This is a genomic window from Micromonospora lutea, assembly GCF_016863535.1.
Lineage (GTDB): Bacteria > Actinomycetota > Actinomycetes > Mycobacteriales > Micromonosporaceae > Micromonospora > Micromonospora lutea.
On record NZ_BOPB01000002.1, the window covers coordinates 134847 to 154836 of the forward strand.

At 69.5% G+C, this 19990-nt stretch carries 17 protein-coding genes; 9 read left to right on the plus strand and 8 right to left on the minus strand.

Annotated elements, in window-relative coordinates; translation table 11 throughout:
- Nucleotides 1–102 precede the first annotated feature (102 nt).
- The 3 genes from Vlu01_RS02060 to yidD are packed head-to-tail and all read left to right on the plus strand — an operon-like array spanning nucleotide 103 to nucleotide 2410.
- Nucleotides 103–1407 (plus strand): sensor histidine kinase, encoded by a 1305-nt coding sequence (locus tag Vlu01_RS02060; RefSeq protein ID WP_239095639.1) that lies wholly within the window; start codon nucleotides 103–105, stop codon nucleotides 1405–1407.
- A complete protein-coding gene (locus Vlu01_RS02065; protein ID WP_203992099.1) occupies nucleotides 1359–2003 on the plus strand; it encodes a LuxR C-terminal-related transcriptional regulator in 645 nt (214 codons plus the stop codon). Before Vlu01_RS02060 ends, Vlu01_RS02065 begins: the two co-directional genes overlap by 49 nt.
- 47 nt (nucleotides 2004–2050) lie before the next feature.
- On the plus strand, nucleotides 2051–2410 hold the full coding sequence (yidD, locus tag Vlu01_RS02070; RefSeq protein WP_203992102.1) for a membrane protein insertion efficiency factor YidD: 360 nt from the start codon (nucleotides 2051–2053) through the stop codon (nucleotides 2408–2410).
- 27 nt (nucleotides 2411–2437) lie between these two features.
- Here the strand turns inward: yidD and Vlu01_RS02075 are convergent, their stop codons facing one another.
- Nucleotides 2438–3436, minus strand: a complete 999-nt coding sequence (locus Vlu01_RS02075) for a phosphotransferase family protein (RefSeq protein ID WP_203992105.1) — start codon at nucleotides 3434–3436, stop codon at nucleotides 2438–2440.
- 56 nt (nucleotides 3437–3492) lie between these two features.
- Nucleotides 3493–4518: an MBL fold metallo-hydrolase gene (locus Vlu01_RS02080; protein ID WP_239095640.1), complete on the minus strand. Its 1026-nt coding sequence runs from the start codon at nucleotides 4516–4518 to the stop codon at nucleotides 3493–3495.
- Between the two features lie 165 nt (nucleotides 4519–4683).
- Here Vlu01_RS02080 and Vlu01_RS02085 point away from each other — a divergent pair, with 165 nt between their 5' ends.
- Complete coding sequence (locus tag Vlu01_RS02085; RefSeq protein WP_203992108.1) at nucleotides 4684–5727, plus strand: DUF5937 family protein; 1044 nt, start codon at nucleotides 4684–4686, stop codon at nucleotides 5725–5727.
- A 312-nt stretch (nucleotides 5728–6039) separates the two neighbouring features.
- Entirely contained in the window at nucleotides 6040–6327 is a 288-nt protein-coding gene (locus tag Vlu01_RS02090; RefSeq protein WP_239095641.1) for a helix-turn-helix domain-containing protein, read from the plus strand.
- An 83-nt stretch (nucleotides 6328–6410) separates the two neighbouring features.
- On the opposite strand, the gene Vlu01_RS27710 is transcribed toward Vlu01_RS02090, so the two are convergent.
- Together Vlu01_RS27710 and Vlu01_RS02095 are read right to left on the minus strand one after the other, a co-directional pair.
- Entirely contained in the window at nucleotides 6411–6542 is a 132-nt protein-coding gene (locus tag Vlu01_RS27710) for a hypothetical protein (protein ID WP_275409217.1), read from the minus strand.
- Between the two features lie 17 nt (nucleotides 6543–6559).
- Nucleotides 6560–8989: an ATP-binding protein gene (locus Vlu01_RS02095; RefSeq protein ID WP_203992114.1), complete on the minus strand. Its 2430-nt coding sequence runs from the start codon at nucleotides 8987–8989 to the stop codon at nucleotides 6560–6562.
- Nucleotides 8990–9306: 317 nt separating this feature from the next.
- Here Vlu01_RS02095 and Vlu01_RS02100 point away from each other — a divergent pair, with 317 nt between their 5' ends.
- Complete coding sequence (locus Vlu01_RS02100; RefSeq protein ID WP_203992117.1) at nucleotides 9307–10950, plus strand: discoidin domain-containing protein; 1644 nt, start codon at nucleotides 9307–9309, stop codon at nucleotides 10948–10950.
- A 53-nt stretch (nucleotides 10951–11003) separates the two neighbouring features.
- Here the strand turns inward: Vlu01_RS02100 and Vlu01_RS27715 are convergent, their stop codons facing one another.
- From Vlu01_RS27715 to Vlu01_RS02120, 4 genes are all read right to left on the minus strand, one after another.
- On the minus strand, nucleotides 11004–14066 hold the full coding sequence (locus Vlu01_RS27715) for a DEAD/DEAH box helicase (protein ID WP_203992119.1): 3063 nt from the start codon (nucleotides 14064–14066) through the stop codon (nucleotides 11004–11006).
- A 77-nt stretch (nucleotides 14067–14143) separates the two neighbouring features.
- Nucleotides 14144–15223, minus strand: coding sequence for a type II toxin-antitoxin system antitoxin DNA ADP-ribosyl glycohydrolase DarG (darG, locus tag Vlu01_RS02110; protein WP_203992131.1), 1080 nt, complete (start codon nucleotides 15221–15223; stop codon nucleotides 14144–14146).
- Nucleotides 15220–15909, minus strand: a complete 690-nt coding sequence (gene darT, locus Vlu01_RS02115; RefSeq protein ID WP_203992134.1) for a type II toxin-antitoxin system toxin DNA ADP-ribosyl transferase DarT — start codon at nucleotides 15907–15909, stop codon at nucleotides 15220–15222. Before darT ends, darG begins: the two co-directional genes overlap by 4 nt.
- A gap of 3 nt (nucleotides 15910–15912) precedes the next feature.
- Nucleotides 15913–17106, minus strand: a complete 1194-nt coding sequence (locus Vlu01_RS02120; protein WP_203992137.1) for a restriction endonuclease — start codon at nucleotides 17104–17106, stop codon at nucleotides 15913–15915.
- A gap of 90 nt (nucleotides 17107–17196) precedes the next feature.
- On the opposite strand from Vlu01_RS02120, the gene Vlu01_RS02125 reads away from it, so the two are divergent.
- From Vlu01_RS02125 to Vlu01_RS02135, 3 genes are all read left to right on the plus strand, one after another.
- Nucleotides 17197–17529 carry a hypothetical protein gene (locus Vlu01_RS02125; protein ID WP_203992139.1) on the plus strand — a complete coding sequence of 111 codons (333 nt, stop codon included), beginning with the start codon at nucleotides 17197–17199 and terminating at the stop codon, nucleotides 17527–17529.
- A 340-nt stretch (nucleotides 17530–17869) separates the two neighbouring features.
- A complete protein-coding gene (locus Vlu01_RS02130; RefSeq protein WP_203992142.1) occupies nucleotides 17870–18670 on the plus strand; it encodes a hypothetical protein in 801 nt (266 codons plus the stop codon).
- Nucleotides 18671–18925: 255 nt separating this feature from the next.
- Complete coding sequence (locus Vlu01_RS02135) at nucleotides 18926–19981, plus strand: virulence RhuM family protein (protein ID WP_203992145.1); 1056 nt, start codon at nucleotides 18926–18928, stop codon at nucleotides 19979–19981.
- The last annotated feature ends 9 nt before the right edge of the window (nucleotides 19982–19990 follow it).

A 19990-nucleotide genomic window follows, 5' to 3' on the forward strand; every position in this document is an offset into this window, starting at 1 on the left:
TCCTCGGTCGGCCACCGCCCACGGTCAGGAATGCCTGCTCCCGTACCCGAGGTGGTGACAGCACCACCGATCCGGCCGCGCCGGTGCCGGAGAATGAGCGTCGTGGACAGCTCCGTACCGGCCCGGATGTGGCGATGGATGCGACCCGGCGTGCTCGCCGCGGTGCAGGGCATCGTCGTGGCGTCACTCTGCCTGACCCTCAACGTGGCGCTGTTCGTGCTGTCGGTGGTGTCGCTGGCGCTGGTCCCGGTGCTCGGCATCGGGATCGTGCTCTTCCCGGCGGTGACCATGCTGGTGCGCTGGGCACTGTGGGGGCAGCGCCGGCTGAGCCGGTGGAGCCCGACGCCGATCGCGTCGCCGTACCAACCGATGCCGACCGGCGTCCGCCTCGGCACCTGGCGGTGGTTCCGGTGGGTGATCTCCGACGCGGCGACCTGGCGGGACCTGGCCTGGCTGCTTCCCGGCACGGTCACCGGCCTGCTCTGCCTGCTGGCGGCCGGGATGCAGGCGTACGGCGTCGAAGGCGTCCTGCTGGTGCCGGTGCTGCTGTACTCCCTCCTCGACTGGTACGGCTACGGCGTCTTCTGGCCGATGGAGAACCTCGCGCAGGCCTGGCTTTCCGCACCGCAGGGGTGGCTGCTCCTGCTCGGCGGGCTGACCGTTGCGCCGTGGCTGGTGCGGGCGCACTTCCGGGTCGCCGCCTACTTCCTCGCCCCGACCCGGGCGCAGGAGCTGGCGTTGCGGGTACGGCACCTCGCCGCCACCCGCGCCGACACCATCGACACCCAGGCCGCCGAGCTGCGGCGCATCGAACGTGACCTGCACGACGGGGCGCAGGCCCGGCTGGTGGCGCTGCGGATGAGCATCGGCCTCGCCGAGGAACTCATGGCCGACGACCCGGCGCGGGCGGCGCGGCTGCTCAGCGAGGCACAGGAGGCCAGCGGTCAGGCCCTGGTCGAGCTCCGTGATCTCGTACGCGGGATCTACCCACCGGTGCTCGCCGAACGCGGCCTCGACGGCGCGGTGCGGGCCCTCGCCCTGACCGTCGCCCTGCCCGTGGAGCTCGAGGTGGAGCTGCCCGGTGGCCCGCCGGCGGCGGTCGAGTCCGCGGTGTACTTCGCGGTGGCCGAGCTGCTGACGAATGTGGTCAAGCACAGCGGTGCCGGACGGGCCTGGATCCGGCTGACCCACTCGGCGGGACGGCTTCGGGCGGAGGTCGGTGACGATGGGCGGGGCGGGGCCACGGTCGGCGGGGGAAGCGGGCTGGCGGGTGTGCGCCGCCGGCTGGCGGCCTTCGATGGCACGATGACCGTCACGAGTCCGCCCGGCGGACCGACCGTCGTCACCATGGAGCTGCCGTGCGCGTTGTCATCGCCGAGGATCTCGCCCTCCTCCGGGACGGGTTGACCCGCCTCCTCGACGCGTACGGCTGCCAGGTCGTCGAGGCCGTCGCCGACGGGCCGTCGGTGCTGCCGGCGCTGATCCGGCACCGGCCCGACGTGGCGGTGCTCGACGTACGGCTGCCGCCCACCTTCACCGACGAGGGCCTGCAGGCGGCGCTCGCCGCCCGTCAACAGCTGCCCGGCCTGCCGGTCCTGGTGCTGTCGCAGCACGTCGAGCAGTTGTACGCGCGCGAGTTGCTCGCCGACCGGGGCGGCGGAGTCGGATACCTGCTCAAGGACCGGGTGTCGAACGTGGGGCAGTTCGTCGACGCGGTCCGCCGTGTCGCCGACGGCGGCATGGTGATGGACCCGGACGTGGTGTCGCAGTTGCTGGCGCGTAACGCGGGCGCGGACCGGCTGGGGGTGCTCACCGCCCGGGAGCGGGAGGTGCTGGGACTGATGGCGCAGGGTCGGTCGAACGCGGCGATCGCCGGGCGGCTCTTCGTGACCGAGAAGGCGGTCAGCAAGCACATCAACAACATCTTCAGCAAACTGGGACTACCGCAGTCGGGGGACGACAACCGGCGGGTGTTGGCGGTGCTCGCGTACCTGGACGGCTGAGGTAGGGCCCCGGCCGTCGGGTGGCGCGGGTAGCCGAAGATGTCGCCATGATGATGGCGAAAAGCCGCCGGAAGAAGCGGGGCTCCTGTCGTGACGCCGGCTGCGACGGCCTGTCCGCCTGCGACTGCTCCCTGTTCACCACCCTGCTGCTGGCCGGTGCCACCCTCGCGCAGGTCGTCCCGCCACGGCTCGCCGACAGCGCCGGCCGGGCGGCCATTCTCGGGTACCGCCGGTGGCTCTCCCCCCGCTGGCCGGGGCAGTGCCGGTACGTCCCCACCTGCAGCACCTACGGCCTCGCCGCCGTCGAGCAGCACGGCCTCGCCGTGGGTGGACGGATCGCGGCGGCGCGGATCAGCAGCTGCACCGCAGACCTGCCGCCGGCCAACCCACCCCGACCCGGAAGCTGACCCGCCGCCGGTCGGTCCACCCGACCGTCAGCTGACCCGCCGCGTCGACCCGTCGAGGCAGGACAGCGCCGTCTCCAGGTGGGCGCTGGCCTGCTGTCGGATCGGCGCGTACTCCTCCACCGGATAGCAGCGGGTGGCGTCCTCGGTGAGCAGGATCAGGTCCAGGTACATCTGGTACAGCCGCAGCCGACCGTGTTCCGCGTCGGTGAGGTGATCCCGGCCCAGGTAACCGGGAAGCAGACCGGGCACCTCCGCCGGGTCGATGAAGAGCGCCAGCGACACCAGCTCGGCGAGCGGGTCACCGTAGAAGGCCCGCTCGCCGTCGATGATCCCCTCGACGGCGAAGCCGTCGCCGTCCGGCTGGACGAAGATGTTGCCGTCCCACAGGTCGAAGTGGACCAGTGCCGGGCGGGTCACCTCGTCGAGCAGGTCGGCGTGCCGGTGGATGAGCCGGCCGATCGTCTCCGCCGGTGCCGGCAACTCCCGGTCGTAGGTCACGGCATCGGCGAGGATGTCGTCGATGATGGCCAGGAACGACGTCCGCCAGCTCGCCGAACGGGTACGCCCGTCCCGGCGCGGATAGCCGAAAAGCTGCCCGGTCACCGTGTTCAACCGGGCCGCGAGCGCGCCGATCTGGTGGCGCAGCGCCGTCACCTGCGCCGGGCTCATCGCCTCCTTGGCGGTTTCGAACGACTCGCCACGTAACCGGTCCACGATGAGGTACCCGACATCCGGGTCCGCGGCGCGCAGCGCCGGCAGCGGCAGCCCGACCTCCGCCGCCCGCCGGTAGAACTCCACCTCGGTACGCATCAACTCGACCTCGTACCGCAGCAGCGGCAGCTCCGGCGAAGGCGCGACCTTCATCACCAGCTCGCGACCGTCGGCGAGGGTCACCCCGTACGTGGCGTTGAAGTAGCCGTCCGTGAACTCCATGACGTCGCGCAGCTCGACCTGCGCCCCCAGGGCCTGCCGCAGCAGACCGGCGATCTCGTCCCGGGACAGATCGCGCTTGGTGATGCTCCGCACGCGGGGGAGCATCCCACCCGTGGAAAGACTTCCACAACCACCGATAAGTCTGTTGCTCAGCGGAGTGCGACGAAGGGGCGGTTGAGGTGCGCGGTGGCGAGCACCGCGCGCTCGCGGCGGGCCGCGTCGAGCAGGCGGTGACGGGTCAGCCGGGCCAGGTCCTGGTCCGCCTCGTACCGGTAGGCGACATCCGGGGCGGCGAGTTGGACGGCGTGGACGAGCACGTCGCCGGTGACCACCACCTGGTCGTGGCGACCCCCCTCCACCAGCACCGACTGGTGTCCCGGCGTGTGGCCGGGGGTGGGCACCACCCGGATGAGATCGCCGTGGCGGGCGGCCGGGCTGCGGCGGGCGGGGTCGCCGTTCAGCACCACCGCACCGTCCACCGGGTGCAGTCGCCCCGCCGCCCGCAACGGTCGCACCACGTACCCCAGCATCTCGCTGCCGGCCGCTTCCAGCGCGTCGATCTCGCGCTGCTGCACCACGTACCGCGCGTTGGGGAACATCGGCACCCCCTGGGCCGTGACCGTCCAGCCGGCGTGGTCCTCGTGCAGGTGCGTCAGCACCACCGTGTCCACCTGCCGTAGGTCGATGCCGCTGCTGGCCAGCAGGTGCGGTAGGGCCCCCGGCACGGGTGCCCACGCCGCGGCCGGGCTGCCCTCCGGCCCGATGCCGGTGTCCACCAGCGTGTACCGGTCGCCGGGACGGCGGATGGCGTAGCAGCGGAAGTCCAGGTGCCACGCCCGGTCCGGCCCGAACGCGGCCGGGTCGATGCGCCGCGCCGCCGCCCAGTCCCGCTCCGACGCCCCGGAGAAGGCGTCGTCGTAGGTGAGGAAGAACGGGCCGGCGGCGTCGCGCAGCGCGAGAACCTCGAAGCAACCCACCGACCGGACAGCCGGCCGCTCGGGCTGGACCTGCGCGGGTCGGGTCGCTGCGGTGCGGGCCTGCGCGGGTCGGCCTTGCGCGGGCGGGGCCTGCGCGGGTCGGCCCTGCGCGGGCGGGGCGGTGAGGACCGCGCCGCCCACCGCCGCCGCCCCGAGCAGCAGCGTCCGCCGCCCCACCGATCCATTCTGGTACGACACAGAGCCCTCCTTCGTCCACGGTCGCGTACGACGACCGGCTGGTGGCAACTTCAGGGAAGGTGTCCCTTCGTCGCGGCGGGAGGCCGCTTCTTCCCTGAAGTTGCCAGCAGATCAGCGGGGCGAGGGCGGGTGCCAAGCATTCGAGAGGCTTCTAATGTTGGCGCTGTGCTGACCCTGCACGTCGACGCGGACCGGCTCGTCCGGTCACGGTTCGCGCTGTCGCGGCTGGCGGAGGTCACCAACGCCCTGGAGGTGCTCGCCCACCCCGAGCGGGCACCGTACGCCCGCGACTGGGTGACCCACGCCCGGCGAGCCCTCGACCCCGACTCGGTCGACGTGCTGTTCGCGCTGGTCAACGCCGCCACCGGGTACATTCCCGACTTCCTGTCCCCGCTGCCCGGCAGCTACCAGCCCACCCTCGACGCGGAACTCGCCGCCGTGGCGGCCACCACCGCCGAGGACGTCCACCGGCAACTGCGGACGGCGTTCCGGATCGGCCCACCCCCGCCGGACCTGCTGGAGCGCAGCCCGACCGGACGCGACCCGCGGCCCCCACTGCCGGCCACGGTCGCCGATCTCCTCGCCCGACGTGGCGAGACGGCGCTGCTCACCCGCGTCGTCGACCAGCTCGCCCGCTTCTGGCGGCACACGCAGGCCGACCTGTGGCCGACCCTGCACCGGGTGCTCGACGACGATGTCCGCCACCGCGCCACCCGGGCCACCCGGACCGGGCTCGCCGACATCGTCCGTACCCTCGACCCGAGGCTCACCTGGGACGGCCGTCAGCTCACCCTCGACTCGCCCGCCGACCTGTCCCTCGACGCGGCGCAGGGGCTCATCCTGTCCCCGTCGGCGTTCCTGCCCCGCCCAGCGGTGTATCTCGGCGCACCCGGCCTGGTCATGGTCGGCTACCCGGCGCGGGGGCGGGGCCAGGTATGGTCGCGGCCCGCCCCGGTCGACGAGAAGACCGGCATGCTCGGCGCCCGGCGCGCCGCGCTCCTGACCGACCTGAACATGCCGCTGACCACCACCGAACTGGCGGCGCGACACCGGATCAGTCCGGCGACCGCCTCGTACCACCTGGGGCGGCTGCGCCGCGCCGGCCTCGTGGTGTCCCGGCGGGAAGGACATGAGGTGCGGTACGAGCGGACCCGCTCGGCGGTGCAACTGCTGCGAGCACTGCGCGCCGGCGACGACCGCCGCGCCTGACCTGCGCTGACGCCTGCTCAGTGCCCACCCGGGATTGTCGGAGTTCCGTTCTCGACGCTTCGATCGCGGGACGGGTGTCGCCCGGCAACCTGAAAACTGCGGTTGCCTGAGGATTGGGCGGACAACGGTGAACTCTGCTTATAGCATCAGTGCTATGGCCTGGGGTAGCGTGTCGGAGGATCATCCTGCTGACGGCGTTCCGGAAGACCACGATGCGAGAGGACCGTGAGGTTGAGCGAGCTCGCCGGGCGCTCGAGCGTTGCTTGGCTGAACGGCACACCGTGGTCGAGGGGGCAGAGTATGAATGATCGAGTGGACTGGAATGACCTGCGGGAACGCCGGATGGCCGAGCCCGGTGTGGCGGAGGCATACGAGGCGACCCGCCTAGCTTTCGAGCTCGGTCAGGAGGTGCGGCACCTCCGGGAGCGCAATGGCTGGAGCCAGAGTCAGTTGGCTCGGGCCGCAAGCATGACGCAGTCGGCGGTAGCCCGCTTCGAAGCTGGCGGCACCGTGCCGACCTTGGCGGTCCTCGAACGTCTCGCCCGTGCCCTCGACCGGAAGCTGGATGTGAAGTTCAACCCGAAGGCTGACGCCGCCTGATCAGGTAAAACTGCGGCCTCGGCGCGGTGAACCATGCGTCCATCGAGCGGTGGTGGGGTACGACCTGGCCTGATGCCAGGCTGTCAGGCGGCGATGGCGCGGGCCAGCAGGTCGAGCCGATCCGGGTCGTCCAGGTGCAGCATCCGCCCGATGGCCCGGCCCAACTCGCGGTCGTTCCGCCCGGCAAGGCTCTCGCCCGGCGAGCAAGGCAGCAACCGTGGACGTCGCTGGATCAGTGGCCCGGGGCGGCCGTGGAGGAGTGGATCACCAGCGGCGGCCGTCGCGGGGCGGTGGGCTCGACGGCGGCGGATGCCTGGCAACGCTCCCGGAGGCCGGACGCGGCCGGGTGGCGCAGGTCGTCGAAGATGTCCAGCGCCTGTCGCCAGGCGGCCAGCGCGGCCTCGCCGGCCCCGGCCAGCTGCTGGCAGTCGCCGAGGTGCACCAGCGTGTCAGCCTCGTTGTAGCGGTCGCCGACCTCCTGGTAAAGCTCGACGGCCCGCTGGTAGGTCGAAGCGGCCTCGGCATACCGGCCGAGCTTGTGGTAGGCGAAGCCGAGGCTGTCCAGGGTGTATGGCGATTCGTGGTGGCCGCCGAGCTCGGACTGCAACGCCACCGCGCGGCGGCAGTGGTCGAGGGCGCGGTGGTACTCGCCGAGCTGGGCGTGGTACCAGCCGACGATGCCCAGCGACGAGGCGTACCCGGGACGGTGGCCCGCCGCCCGGAACAGATCCAGCGCCCGCCGCGCGTGCTCCAAGGCCGCCGGATACCGGCCGCACAACTCCAGGGTCAGCGACAGGTTGAGGTGGCAGCGGGCCTCGACCGCCGGGTAGCCGAGTCGCTGGCACAGCTCGATCGCTGCCGCCAGATGAGCGCGGGCCTTGCCGTACGCACCGAGCCGGTTCTCCGCCCGCGCCAGCAGGCGGCGGGCGTGTACCTGTCCGAGCTGGTCGCCGGCCCGGGTCGCGGCGACCAGCGCTACGCCCTGTACGGCGGCCAGATCCGGCCAGTGCCCGCGCCAGTCGAGGTAGGAGGCGAGCGTCCAGGCCAGCTGCCAGGCGTGCCGGGCGAAGCCGTGGGCGGCGGCCTGCTCCACCGCGCCAACGAGCACCCGATGCTCGCTTTCCAGCCAGCGTAGGGCCTGGTCCCGGTCGGTCAGCCGCTCCGGGGTGACGTCCGGCGCGGTCGGCACCAGCGTGATCGGGTCGTCGGCGGGGTAGAGCCGCACAGCCGCCGCATACGCCGTGCTCAGGTAGTGGTCCAGGCCGCGGCGAACCGCTGCTCGCCGGATCGCCTGGCTGTCGACCCGGCGGGCCTGTTCGGTGGCGAAGATCCGCAGCAGGTCGTGCATCGTGTACCGGCCGGGCAGATGCTCGACGAGCAGGTGCGCACGGGTTAGTTCGGCCAGCGCGGACCGTACCGCCGGGACGGCGACGCCGGTGAGGCTCGCCGCGACCGCTGCAGTGAGGTCCGGGCCGGGATGGCCGCCGACGCGCCGGAACAGCTCCGCCGCCGCCGGGCGAAGCCGACGGTACGAGCCGGCGAAGGCCGCTCGCGGGTCGGCCGAGCCCGTCTCCCCGGTGAACGGGTCGAGGGTGTCCTGGGCGTCGCGGAGTTCCTCGGCGAGCGTCGACAGCGCGAAGCCCGGTCGGGCGCTCGCCCGAGCCGCCACGACGGCCAGGGCCAACGGCAGCCGGGCGCAGCGGTGGATCAGCTCGTCGACGGTCTCCGGCTCGGCCGCAACCCGCCGGTCGCCCAGCCGGCGGGCCAGCAGGTCGCGCGCCTCGCCGACCGGCAGCACGTCGAGTACGACGTGGTGCGCTCCCTCCACGGTCACCAGGCCGGTCAGCTGATCCCGGCTGGTCACCAGAGTGAAGCAGTCGGCCGAACCGGGCAGCAGCGGTCGGACCTGGTCGACGTCGCGCGCGTCGTCCAGAACGATCAGCATTCGCCGGCCGGAGACAAGGCTGCGGTACAGGCCCACCTGCGCGGCGTCACTCGGTGGCATGGTCCGCGCGGTCACCCCCAGCGCGGCGAGCAGGTCCCGCACCACCTCGGTCGGGCTGACCGGTGGCCGGTGGGGGTCGAACCCCCGAAGGCTCACGAAGAAGTGGCCGTCCGGGAAACGGTCGGCCACCCGGTGGGCCCAGTGGACGGCGAGGGACGTCTTACCGACTCCGGCGCTGCCCGACAGCACGGCGACGGTCCCGCTCGGGCCGGGTTCGGCCGACCGGGTCCGGCCGGCCCGGCACCGGACCAGATCGTCCAGTTCAGCCAGCTCCCGGCTGCGGCCGGCGAACGGGAAGCAGGCCATCGGGAGCTGTCGCGGTACCGGGGAGTCCAGGGTCCGCTTGGGGCGCCGACGGTTCTCGTGTGCGCGGTCCCGAGCGGTGGCGAGGGGGCCGCGTTCGGCCGGCGTCGCGCCGAGCAGGCTGACCAGGACGTCGAAGCGGTCTGTCGGCGGCAGGATCCGGCCACCGAAGTAGCCGGCGAGCGTACCGATCGACCAGCCGGTCCGGGCGGCCAGTTCGCGGTAGGTGAGCTCGGACCGGCCGCACTGGCGGGCCTGACGGCGGCGTAGCTGACGGAGCAACTGGGCCACCTGCTCGGTCGAGGCCGCCGTGCCGAGGTCCAGGTCCGTGACCGGGGATGGCTCTTGCGTCATGTGTCAAGACCTCCGCAGGTAGGTCCCGGTGCCCACACCGAGCCGGCCACCACTCGCTGCGAACGCCGCCATGACACTACGCAATCCTGCCGGTACGGCGAGATACCTTCTCGCCCATTGGTCAGTCCCGATCGCATCAGGACGATCGATGGGGGCCGCGGCCCGGACGCCGTCCCGAGCAACGGTGTTCAACGGTGTTCAGCGGCGTTCAGGATTTGAGGCGGGCGGTGTCCGGCAGGGCCATCATCTGGAACGGCACGCCGGCGCGCCCTACGCCGTGCGGCTGATGAGGTTCCCAGAAGGGGGAGACCGTGAGGATGGCTGTTCGCATCCCCGGCCGGACAGGCTGGTCAGCAATACCGGCCCTGGTGGCACTCCTCGGCGTGGCGCTGGTGGCCACGACCGTAGCCAGTCCCGCCCAGGCCGAATCGAAGCCGGCCGCGCCAGCGGCCGCACTGCCGCCCACACTCGAGGTCCAGATTCATTCCCGGCTGCAGAATCTGCTGAACCCGGTGCTGTCCGTAGCTGCCGACACGCAGGTGCGCACGCTGGTCCGCAATGCCGCAGCCCGCCAGTTCGACGGCGACACCAACGCCCTCTGGTCCACCGTGATTCGGGAGGCCGAGGAGAGCCGCATCGTCAACCCGAACGCTTCGAACTGGCTGGCGTTGAAGAACGCCGTGGCGCAGTTCCAGAGCATCAACGGATACGCGTACGACCCGCAGGTCTACATCCCGAACCTCGATGAGGTCATCATTCCGACGTCGAGTGTGACGCTGGCGGTGGCCCCTGCGGACGAGGCGGCGACCTCGGCCACGGGTTACCGGGTGGACCAGTACGGCAACGTCGAGATCCTGGCCACCCCGATCAACGAAGCGTACGTAGAGACCAACGAGGTCTGGGTGCTCTCGGTCAACGAGCGGATCACCCTTGGCGGCCCGCCGGTACACCTCCGTGAGGTGCCCGAGGAGAAGGAGGCGGACGGCAAGGAGGCCGAGCGGTTCGATCAGAACGTCCCCGCCGCCGGAGCTGTTGAGGCGCCGCAGGCCCAGCCGATGGCCGTCTGCAGCCCGACCGGCCTGCGCAACAATCAGGGTGAGGAGTATCTCCAGCGGTGGCGGGTGCCGGACAAGAACTCGTTCGGCGGGCTCTTCGAGGGCAAGCGGGAGATGCGGCTGTTGGTGGTCACCAGCACCGGGATTCAGGTCAAGAACTACCTGTTCCCGAAGGTGAAGCGGAAGCACATCGACTCGTGGCAGAACTCGAACGTGTTCATCACGACCTGGGACCGGGCTGTCTGGGGCGAGGTGCTGGGCTACCAGTGGTACGAACTGGACGGCGGCGACACGGTCAGCAGTACGATCAGCATTCCGGTCCAGGGCGGCGGATCGATCAGCACGACGGTGACGTCGCAGGAACGGGACGACGACGGCGGTAGCGCGGCGGTGCTGTTCTCCGAGTCGACCTACCGCGAGTACGACACCGGACGGGTCCGCTTCAACCTGTGCAGCCAGGGTGGCGACGGTGGTACCGGCACCGACAACTTCGCCTGCGGCGCGATCGCTTCGGCGTCCAGCACCTACTCGGGCTACGCGCCCGGGCGGGTGACCGACTGCAATCGGGACACCCGGCTCGGTGGCGCTTACAGCTGGGCCAACGCGCTCGGGACGTGGCCGCCGGGGAACCCCGAGTGGGTACAGGCCGACTTCGGCGTCAACCGGACGATCCGAAGGGTGGTCGTCTATACCAGTGAGGGTTATCCGATCCGCGACTTCGACGTGCAGGTGTGGAACGGCGTCACCTACGTGACGGTGGCCTCGGTGACCGGCAACACCCAGTTGGCCGTCACCGTGAACTTCTCCGCTCGGACGACGCGGATCGTCCGGATTCTTGGCCGGAGCGGGCCGAACCATCAGCAGACCTACGTACGGGTCAACGAACTGGAGGCGTACGCGGTCTAGGTGAACCGGAGCGGCGCGGGCGGGGGTGGGCCGTGGTGGCCCACCCCCCGAGCTCAAGCGGCGATGGCGCGGGCGGCGGCGTACATGTCGGCGGGCAGCGGGTGCCTCAGCTCCCAGATGATCCGCATCGGACGGTCGCCGCTGTGCTTCTGGTACGTCATCGGCCCGGCGTACAGGTAGGCCGGCGCGCCCAGGTCACGGTCCGGAATCCTCGTCTCCCGGACGAAGAGGTGCACCGTCGAGCCTTGCTTCTCATGGTTGATGTAGCGCTGCCCGGTCGGCGACGCCGATGACGTGGTGCTCTGCGACTCCCACTGGAACAGCGACTCGGTGATGGCCCGGTCGGCGTACATCGTGGTGGGGGAGTAGTGCTGCTCGGACTTGACCAGGGTGACGAAGAAGATGTCGGCCTGCGCGTCGGGCAGCCACTTCACGCCTTCGCGCAACGAGCCGGGGTTCGGCATGCCGAAGGCGGCGCATGCCTCATTGCGGCTGTACCGGGCGTGCACCCGCAGCGGCAGCCCGTCGACGGGCTGGGTGACCCGGTGGATGCGGTCCCGCAGCACCTCGGCCACCTGCCGCAGCTCCGCGCAGCGGGCCGGCTCGGCGAGCAGCCGCGCCAGCCGGGCCTCGCGCTCGGTGAGCGGCGCGTTCGGCCCCCAGAGGTCGAAGTGCAGCATGTCCCACAACCGCCCGGCCTCCGGCCGCTCGCCCGCCGCAACCCGGGCCAGCAGGTCGAGCCGGTCCGGGTCGTCCAGGTGCAGCATCCGCCCGATGGCCCGGCCCAACTCGCGGTCGTCCGGCCCGCCCGGTGAGGCTTCCAGCCCGGCGAGCCGCCGCAGCCCGGTCCACCCGCCGACGCTCGCCGACCGGTAGACGTCCTCGATCTCCACGCCGGCCTCGTGCAGGAAATCGGCCAGGCTGACGTCCCCGAGCAGCCGCAACTCCTTCGTCAGCCCGGTCTTCGAGGTCGGTACCGCCGAGCGCAGGTTGGCCAGCACGATCTCCTTGGCCACCCGGTCGAGCTGGATGTGGCAGCCGCTGGGCAGGGACGGGAAGTCGTCGCGTACCGCTTCGGTTGTCGCGCGGCGGCTGACCCCGGTCAGAGCGCGCCAGCGGAGGTCGAAGCGGAAGTTGGCGTGCTGCCCGCCGATGAAGTCGAGCACGGTCAGGCAGGGCTTGTCGTCGTCCAGGCGCAGCCCACGACCGAGCTGCTGGAGGAAGATGGTGGCGCTCTCGGTGGGCCGCAGCATCAGGATCGTGTCGACCATCGGCAGGTCGACACCCTCGTTGAACAGGTCAACGGTGAACAGCACCCTGAGCGTGCCGTCCTTGAACTGCTTGAGCAGGGCCTGCCGATCTGTGGTCCGCGACGTCACCGCCGCCGACGGCACGCCGTGCCAGCTGAACCAGTCCGCCATGAACTCGGCGTGCCCGATGCTCACGCAGAACCCGAGCGCCCGCATCCGGTCGACGTCGACGGTGTCACGTACCGCCCGCAGCACCATCCGTGCCCGCGCGTCGTTGCCGGTGTAGACGCCGTCCAACTCCGTCGGGTCGTACCCCTGCCCGCGCTTCCAGCGCAACTGCGACAGGTCCACGTCGTCGTGCAGCCCGAAATACTGGAACGGCGCCAGCAACTGTCGTTCGAGGGCCTCCCACAGGTGCAGCTCAACGGCGGCGCGGCCATCGAACCACCGCCGCACGTCGCCGCCGTCACTGCGGTCGGGGGTTGCGGTCAATCCCAGCAGTACGCGCGGCTTCAGCCGGTTCAGCAGTCGGGCGTACGTCGGCGCTTCCGCGTGATGGAACTCGTCGACGATCACCATGTCGTACGCCTCGGGGTCGATCTCCCGTCGGTGCAGTGACTGGATGGAGGCGAAGACGTGCCGCCAGTGCTGCGGCGCCCGGCCCCCGACGAGCGTCTCGCCGAAGCTGCCGTCCCCCATGACCTGCCGGAACGTCGCCAAACTCTGCCGCAGGATCTGCTCCTGATGCGCGACGAAGAGCAGCGAGTCGACGGACTTCTCCCGGTGCAGCCGGCGGTAGTCGAGCGCCGCCACGATCGTCTTGCCCGTACCGGTGGCCATGACCACCAGGTTGCGCCAGCGGCCGTGGACCTTACGCTCGGCGTCGAGGTCGGCCAGGATCTCCGCCTGGTACGGGTACGGCCGCACATCCAGGTTGGCGATCTCGATCGGTGCCTCGCCGTCGCGGCGCTCCCCGCGCAGCGCTGTGCGGAGTCGGTCGGCGTCCCTGCCGGGGTGGTAGTCCTCAAACGCCGGATCGTGCCAGTAGTCCTCGAAGGTCGCGGTGAACGTGTCGATGACGTACGGCTGCTCCATGTTGGAGATCCGGACGTTCCACTCCACGCCGTCGACCAACGCAGTCTTGGACAGGTTCGACGAGCCGACGTACGCGGTGGTGGTGCCGTTGTTGCGGCGGAACAGCCACGCTTTGGCGTGCAGGCGGGTGGTACGGGTCTCGTAGGAGACCTTGATGTCGGCGCCCAGCTCGGCGAGCCGGTCCAGGGCACGCTGGTCGGTGGCGCCTAGGTACGTCGTGGTGATGACGCGGAGCCGGCCACCACGGTCGATCAGGTCGCGGATGGCGGGCTCGATGAGACGCAGGCCGTGCCACTTGATGAACGCGCAGAGCAGGTCGACCTGGTCGGCGGAGGCCATCTCGTGGGTGACCTCGTGACCGATGCGGGGCTGGTGCCGGCCGTTGACCAGCAGCGCGCCGGTGGAGAGCGGGGTGGTGGGGCGTGACGGGAAGGCGGGGGCGGCCGGTGGGATTGGCGGGGCGGCGATGGCGTGCAGGAGGCGCTTGGCGTCGGCGACCTGGTCTCGTTCTGTTGCTGCCTGCGGGTTGAGAGTGGCGATCGCCTCGGCGATACGGTTGGCCAACTCGACCTGGTGGTGGAGCTTGTCGTCGCCGCCGACGGCGTGCAGGGCGCGGTGGGCCAGGGTGGCGATGTGCCGGGCGAGCGCATCCGGGGCGGCAGCCGGGTCGAGGTTCGCGTGCTGGATCAGCGCGGAGTCGACGTGCTGGAGCCGGTCGGCCAGGTCGCGCGTGACGATGTGCTCGTAGACGCCCCGTTCAAGATCCGTCACCTGGGAACCTGACCACTTCTCGTCATTCCTACTGCTTTCAGATATCGGCCGGGCAGGCAATTAGACACCGCAGACGATCACGCAGGGTCCAACGCCGGCAGCAAGCCGGCTGACTGCAGTCGGTTGTAGGCCAGCTTGATATGCGGGGGTGTGAAGAGGCGTGCCTTGCGGCCACTCCACCTACGAACCCGCTCGGTCAACTCGGCGAGGTCGCTGGTCGGCGGGTGCAACGTAGCCGCGTAGTGCACTGTGGCCAGCAGCTCAAGGCTGTAGGGGGCCTCGAAGCCGTCGACTAGACGGGCCAACTGGTCTAGCGCGTCAAACGATGGCGTGCCGTGGGCCGCGCACCAGTTTGCGATGGCCTCGGGGGTGCCGGCGGTGAGCCGGATCGGCTGGAGCTCCTCCACCCGTGCGGACCGGTCACCGAAGCCGGTGAGGTAGTGCCCTTCCAACCGGTCGAGGACGTGGTTGAGGTTGTCGGCGTACGGGCCGTATCGGCCGCGTCCGAATTCCAGACGTAACGGCTGCCCCAGGACCTGGAGGAAATAGGCGATCTTCTGAATTTCCAAAAGGGTTACACCGTCGCGCGGTTCGAGTGCCTGTGCTCGTTGCAGATAACGCTCGATAGCGCGCAGCAGGGTGGCGCGTCCTTCTGTCAGTCGGGGCTTCTCAGTGGCTACCGGCATGTCAGCCGGGTGCGGTGCCCCTTCCGGAGGAAAAAGCAGCACTTGCACGTCGGGTAGCGCGGCGAAGGCATGCTCGATCGCGGGCCTGACCTCGTCCCAGTCGAGCCCGCCGTTGCCGCAGCCCAGAGCGGGAATAGCTACGGACGTGATCCGGCGTTCACGCACCACGCGGACGAGATCAGCGAGCCCTGCCTGGATGTCAGACAGCTTCGAGTCGGCCCGCCAGTGCCCCTTGGTGGGGAAGTTAATTACATATCTACGGTAGCCTAGGCGGGCTGAATCAAAAACGAACATCTCGCCTAGTTTGACTCTATTTGCAGCGCACGCTGCTCGGTAAGCTGCATAATTCGCTGGGTAGGCTCGCTTGAACTGAAGGGCGATTCCCTTGCCCATCACGCCTACCGTGTTAACCGTGTTGACCAATGCTTCAGCGTCAGCGGTCAGGAGGTTGCCGTGGCCGATGATGATCATTCCTCTGCCCCCTTCCGCTTGTACCCGTAGTACCAGTTCGGTCTGACACGAACGTACGGGTCGATGATGCCAGCTGTCTGTAGGACGCACCTCAGCTGTGCTGCCCGCTGTGATGTCCGTACGGCGTAGCCGACGAGCAGGTCCAGCGGGAACTCGCGGTGGACCAGGAACTCGGCCATGCGTCGCCTGATCCGATCCTGGTCGTCGGGAAGGTTCTTCCAGATCCGCTCTCGCATCAGCGGCCAGTCCACGAGCTCCGCAAGCTCGTCCAGGGAACGACTGAAGTTGGTCAGGTGATGTGCACAGTTGCCGTCGCTCGCGACCCAGCTGAGACGGGCCTCGTGCACTCTCTCCACGGTGCTGACGAGATACACGAGTGGATCGTCCCCGTCTGGGTAGCATCCCGTCTTGCCGTCCCGGTGCTCACAGGCGATCCGGTACATCATTGGCGAGCGTTCCGCGAAGTAGAAGGGCACGTAGTCAGCCACCACACCGCCCGGTTGACAGGTGATGATGCGGTCGCGACGGCTCGCCTTGATGTCGGCGGCGCCGACGTTCGTGGCAAGTCGCGTTCCTACAACGTTGTCTGGAAACAGCCGGCCCGCTGCCAGGATGGCCGGCAGGTTGTCGATGTGCGTGAAGTGCATGATCAGGGTCGCACCAGGTCGGCTGACGTCGGTCGCCATCGATCAGTCCAGCTCGCTCGGGTCGATGCGGGCCTTCACCTCCGCGTGTTCAGCGAGCAGGTAGATCAGGTTGGAGCCGTCGATCAGCTCCAGCGGCTTGCCGGAGGCGAACTCGTACGACGCGGGCCCGTAACCACTGGTGGTCACCAGGATGCCTTTGGAAGCGCCCTCGTTCTGCACTGTGCCGAAGAGGTCTCGGACCGACGAGACGTCGACGGTGTTGCGGTAGCGCTTGGCCTGGATGACCACCTTGCCGCCGAAGATGGGCCGAGGGTCGAAGGCGACGCAGTCGACTCCGCCATCACGGGAGGGGCGGGTCTGCTTGGTGTCCAGTCCCATCTTCGCGAACAGGTTCTGGATCAGGCTCTCGAACTCGGTGGGGCTCAACTTGAGCAGGTTCGGCCGCTGGTCGAGGTCGGCCAGCACGTCGACCTCGTCGACGAAGCGTTTGTCGACCATGTCGAACTCCAGCACCGGGCGGACGGGTGCCAGCTCGGCCGGGCGCTTCGACACCGAGGCGTTGAGATGCTGCAGGCAGGAGTTGGGATCCACCATGCCGAGGTTCAGCCCGCCGAACACTTCGCGGGTGGTCCGGAGCGTCACCAGGCAGGGCTGCACGGACGCCCCGGTGCGTGGATCGGTGGTGTCGACGATGCCGTTGAAGACGATCGTGTCCACAAGCCCAGAGCGGTCGGCTTCGAAGAGTTCGTGCACGGTACGCAGCGTGAGCTGAGCCACGAGGTTCGCGTACCGCTCCTTGATTTCCTTCGCCGGCCGGGCGGCCGACGTGATCTCGTCGCGGACCTTGACGTAGCGGTACTCCCGAACCGGTGGGACGACATCAAGCGTCGGCAGGTGATACTCCACGACCAGCTGGCGGGACTCCGGGACGTACGCCAGGCGGTACTGCTGCGGGAAGTCGTCGGGGTAGACCGAGTTGCCGAGCACCATGCTGAAGTACTCGACGACCACCGCAGGCTCACCGGCGGTGAACGCGGCGGCGAATTGGTCGATCTCGGCGTTGTGCGCGGCAGCGTCCGCGTCAGCCTTGGCGCAGCGGCGCTGGTACGCCTGGTGCATCGAGGCGAGTTTGCGCTGGCGCCCGGCTTCGGCGGTCGCGTGCTCCGCCTGCGCCTGAGTAAACGCGTGCTGCGCGACGGACAGCCGCTGCTGGTATCTCGCTTCTCCCCCGAACATCTTGGCCAAGCCCCCCGGCGGTGATGGTTCGAAGCGGCGCCAATCCGGCGACGGCAGAGGGACGCCGAGCTTTCCAGGTTTGAACGGCTGATGGGTGACGCTTTTCTTCAACCGGCTGAAGTCGATGTGATCGTCAACTTCGAGAGTCGCGGCCAAGAGGTCGTCCAGCGCGTCAAGGCGAAGCTGGAGGTCCGAGTTCATGGCTGCCACCTCTGCGGCACGCGCTTCGGCGTACAGCCGCTTGCGTTCGCGTTCATTCGCAGCGGCAACGCGCTGAGCTGCCTTCTTGGCTCTCTCCGCCTCTCGCAGCAACTGCTGGTGGTGCCGGTAGGCCGCAGCCTGAGCCTGCCGCTGGGCACGCACCTGTCGTGCATGCGCCCGCTGCATCTCCTTGAGGATTCCCACGTCTGTCCTAAGGGGTAGGAAGGTGCGGAGCCGCACCCGGCCAGCAAATCAGGAGGGCGCATCCACTCGGCTGGCAGCCACACCCTCTCGCGGTGAAGCATCCGTTCATACCCGGCGACCGAGGCGCTGCTCTGTCGCGTGCCGGACAGTTCCTTCGATCTTGTCGGAGCTGTTGAGATCAACCACCTAAACGGACAGATCGCCTGCGGCTAACCGGTCGAAAACCTAATCGAGTGGGGAGCGGTGGCGGCCCGTACGGGGTTCACATCTGGGTATCACCGACAGTAGTGTTCCCGGTATCAACAATCCTGCATGTGGGGGATTGCTGGCAAACACTGGAACTTGTAGCGTGCCCGTCGTGGTGGAGCCCATCGAAGACCTCGAAGGTCGGATCGACGACCTACGGGCTGCGGTGCGACGAGCGGTGGTAGCGCGGGACACGGCTCGCGCGAAGGCGCTGCGGGCCGAGCTGCGCGCTGCCGAGCATGACTGGGAGCTGGCCATCATCGACCTCGCCGACAACGCCGAGGCTGACCTCCAGCCCGTACGTGTCGAGGCTCCCCTGGTGTCGATGCGCGACCAGGTTCACCACGCCCTCACCCTGCTCTCCGCCCCGGCCGCACCGAAGCTGATCGCCGAGGTGCACAACGCCTTCTTCGGTGCCGCTGGCCAGAGCATCGTCCCGGGCAGGCTGACCCACCTGCGTCGCGACGAGGAGCGCTCGTTCCGCACTGCCCCGCACTCCCGGCCGTACCATCTCTGCTCGGCGCTCACCGCCGAGCACCTTGTGCCGGCGCGCGGCCTGCTGGCCGTCTCGACCTGGCCGCTGGAGCGGCGCATCATCGGCCCGCTCAGCCTCCGGGTGGATTTCCTGACCGCCGCCATCAACGTCGCCGAGCAGGTGGCGCGGCTGCCCGAGCAAACCCTCACGGTGGCCCGCCTGCTCCGCCGGTTCGCCACCAGCATTCCCGGAGCCGTCGGCGGGCACGAGGCCGTAGAACCGGCGATCGTCGTCAAGGCCGCCCACGCGGAGCTGGTGATCCACGCCGACGCCGACCGGTCGCAGCGCACCGCGGCGGCTGACCGGGCCCGAGAGCAGCTCGACGAGGCGGAGCAGCTCTTCGGCAACCGGCTACGGGGCGCCCGGGGGTCGGCATGAACCTCGCCCAGCGGCTGGCTGCCATCCGAACCAGCAGCGTCGGCACCGCGATCGGCGGCGTCGCCCCGGCCCGACACAACGCCCGCACTTTCACGGCCCTCACTAGAAACTCGGGCTGCGGCTGGCGAGCAGTGTTCGACTGCGCCGGCGTCGACAATCAGCCCTTCGCCGCGTACACCGACCATCCGGCGCGGTGCGGCCCGCGCCGTACGACGACCGCGTCCCGACCGCCGAGGACGCCCAGGAGGAATGCTCGTGACTGATTCGACCAGCGAGATGATCCTCTACCGAACGGGTGACGGCCGTACCCAGATCCAGCTGCGAGCGGTCGACGGGACGGTCTGGCTGACCCAGGCGGATATCGCGACGCTCTTCGATACGACACCACAGAACATTACGCAGCACATCCGAACCATCTACGCAGACGGGGAGCATCAGGAGGAACGAACCTGTAAGCAGCTCTTACAAGTTCGCCAGGAGGGCTCTCGCCAGGTACGGCGGACAGTCCAGGCCTACAACCTCGACATGATTCTGGCCGTCGGCTACCGGGTCCGGTCGCCACGTGCCGTTCAGTTCCGGCAGTGGGCGACGACGGTGCTGCGTGAATACCTGGTCAAGGGGTTCGCGCTCAACGACGAGCGGCTCAAGGAGCCGGGCGGCCATGACTACTTCGATGAGCTGCTCGCCCGCATCCGCGACATCCGGGCCTCGGAGAAGCGGTTCTACCAGAAGGTGCGGGACGTGTTCGCGCAAACCAGCGTCGACTACGACGGCAGCAGCGAGATGGCGCGGAGGTTCTTCGCGACCATCCAGAACAAGCTGGTCTACGCGGTCACCGGCCGTACCGCAGCCGAGCTCATCGTGATGCGAGCCGACGCGGAAGCACCGAACATGGGCCTCACCAACTGGGCCGGGGCGCGCGTGCGTAAGAGCGACGTGACGATCTCGAAGAACTATCTGAACGCCGAAGAGATCGACGAGCTGAACCGCCTGACCACTATGTTCCTGGACTACGCAGAGGACCGGACACGGCGGCGCCAGCAGATCCGGATGGCGGAGTGGGTGACCCAGACCGACCGGTTTCTCGACTTCAACGAGCGCCAGGTGCTCAACAACGCCGGACGGGTCTCCCAGGCCGACATGCAGCGCATCGCTCACGAACGCTTCGACGCCTTCGACGATCAACGCCGAGCCCGTGAGCTCGCTGAGGCGGACCGGGAGGCAGCCGAGGAGTTCGCCGCGCTGGAGGCGGAGGCCCGGCGGCTGCTGGAGCCAGGGGAGGCAGATCACGTGGACGACTGGAAACCGTGATGCCGACGG

Coding starts and splice junctions, on each gene's coding strand:
- Vlu01_RS02120 (WP_203992137.1), bottom strand. CDS start 17,106: ATGTTCGGGGGAGAAGCGAGATACCAGCAGCGGCTGTCCGTCGCGCAG.
- darT (WP_203992134.1), bottom strand. CDS start 15,909: ATGGCGACCGACGTCAGCCGACCTGGTGCGACCCTGATCATGCACTTC.
- Vlu01_RS02100 (WP_203992117.1), top strand. CDS start 9,307: ATGGCTGTTCGCATCCCCGGCCGGACAGGCTGGTCAGCAATACCGGCC.
- yidD (WP_203992102.1), top strand. CDS start 2,051: ATGATGATGGCGAAAAGCCGCCGGAAGAAGCGGGGCTCCTGTCGTGAC.
- darG (WP_203992131.1), bottom strand. CDS start 15,223: ATGATCATCATCGGCCACGGCAACCTCCTGACCGCTGACGCTGAAGCA.
- Vlu01_RS02095 (WP_203992114.1), bottom strand. CDS start 8,989: ATGACGCAAGAGCCATCCCCGGTCACGGACCTGGACCTCGGCACGGCG.
- Vlu01_RS02125 (WP_203992139.1), top strand. CDS start 17,197: ATGGGTGACGCTTTTCTTCAACCGGCTGAAGTCGATGTGATCGTCAAC.